The organism is Streptomyces lushanensis (assembly GCF_001700515.1).
GTDB lineage: Bacteria > Actinomycetota > Actinomycetes > Streptomycetales > Streptomycetaceae > Streptomyces > Streptomyces lushanensis.
In genome coordinates this window covers 1-1,663 of record NZ_MAUD01000566.1, presented here as the reverse complement: position 1 = coordinate 1,663, position 1,663 = coordinate 1, and the positions used below count along the sequence as shown (strand labels likewise).

Genomic DNA, 1,663 nt, shown 5'->3' with positions numbered 1-1,663 from the left:
GGCCCCGCCCGCGCCTGTGGCCACCGGCCCCGGGGACCGCTCAGATCTGGTCCCGGGTGCCGTCCAGGCGGCGGCGCAGACCGTACGGATTCTCGTCGGAGAGTGCGGCGGGCAGCAGATCGCCGGGTACGTCCTGGTAGCAGACGGGACGCAGAAAGCGGCGGACGGCCAGCGTGCCGACCGAGGTGGAGCGGCTNNCAGCCGTCGAAGACGATCCGTCCTGCCCTGGTCTCCAGGATCGACAGCAGCGCGCGGGCGGTCTCCCCGTCAGCCGCGCTCCGCTCTCCCCTACGCGGTTCTCCCTTACGCGGCTCTCCCTTACGCGGCTCGCCCGTACGTACCTCTCCCTTACGCCGCTCTCCCCCGCCANNNNCGCGAGAAACACCTCGGCCGGAGCCGTGAACAGCCGGGCCACACAGGTGTTGGCGCCCTCGCCCGGCCGGCCGGCGGCCCGCTCCCGTACGCCCTCGACCGCCGCGAGCGCCGCCACCGCGCGTTCGTACGCGTCGTGGACACCACGGCTGAGCATCGTCTCGCCGGTGTACGCGGACACCTCCTCGGCCGCCGCCGTCAGGAACTCCGTCAGCTCCGGGCCTTCGACGGCCACCACCAGCCCCGGTTTCGTACGGCGCTGTCCCGCGTCCGTCGTCAGCGATCCGGCGAAGCCCGGGGCGAGCGCGGCGGCCCGGTCGCGCAGCGCGGAGGGGAGCAGGAAGACCGGATTGACGCTGCGCATCTCGGCGTACACCGGGATCGGCACCGCCCGGGCCGCGGCGGTACGCAGCAGCGCCAGGCCGCTCGCCCGGGAACCCGTGAAGCCGACCGCGCGGATACGGGGATCGGCGACCAGCGCCCGGCCGATCTCGACGGCGGAGCCGAAGAGCAGCGAGAAGACGCCGGCGGGCAGCTCGCTCTCGCGCACCGCGGCGGCCACCGCCGAGCCGACCAGTTCCGAGGTGCCCAGATCGGCGCTGTGCGCCTTGACCACCACGGGACAGCCCGCGGCGAGCGCCGCCGCCGTGTCACCGCCCGCCACCGAGAAGGCGAGCGGGAAGTCGCTCGCGCCGAACACCGCCACCGGACCGAGCCCCACCTGGCGTGCCCTCAGATCGGGGCGCGGACGCGGTGTGCGGTACGGCAGCGCCCGGTCGATCCGCGCCTCCACCCAGCCGCCGTCCCGTACCTCCGCCGCCAGCAGCCGCAACTGATCGGTCGTACGGTCCCGTTCGGTGCGGATACGGCCGGACGACAGACCGCTCTCCGTCACCGCCCGGACGATCAGCTCTTCACCGAGCGCCTCCACCCGGTCCGCGACCCGCTCCAGAAAGGTCGCGCGCCGCTCCGGGGAGGTCGCCCGGTATCCCGGGGCGGCCTGTTCCGCCAGCTCACAGGCGCGGGCGACATCCTCGGGGGCCGCGGAGCCGTAGCCGGGTCCGAGCACCGTGTCCGTACGGGGATCGACCGAGGCGATGACCGGCTCCCGGCCCGTGCGCCGCTCGGCGCCGAGGAACATCGCTCCTGTGAGAGGCATGGCTCGCTTCCTTCATGGACTTCGCCGGGCTTTCCCCGGGCTTGCTCCACCTCGTGCGCGGGCGGTCGTCGGCGGAACGGCGGGCGTCGGCGGGCGAGGCCGTCGGCGGGCGAGGCCGTCGGCGGGCGAGGC

General features: G+C 74.6%; 1 protein-coding gene. It reads right to left on the bottom strand.

Annotation, left to right across the window (positions count from 1 at the left end; translation table 11 throughout):
- Positions 1–373 precede the first annotated feature (373 nt).
- On the bottom strand, positions 374–1,531 hold a 1,158-nt coding region (locus BFF77_RS31285; RefSeq protein ID WP_211280367.1), incomplete at its 3' end, for an aldehyde dehydrogenase family protein.
- Between the last annotated feature and the right edge of the window lie 132 nt (positions 1,532–1,663).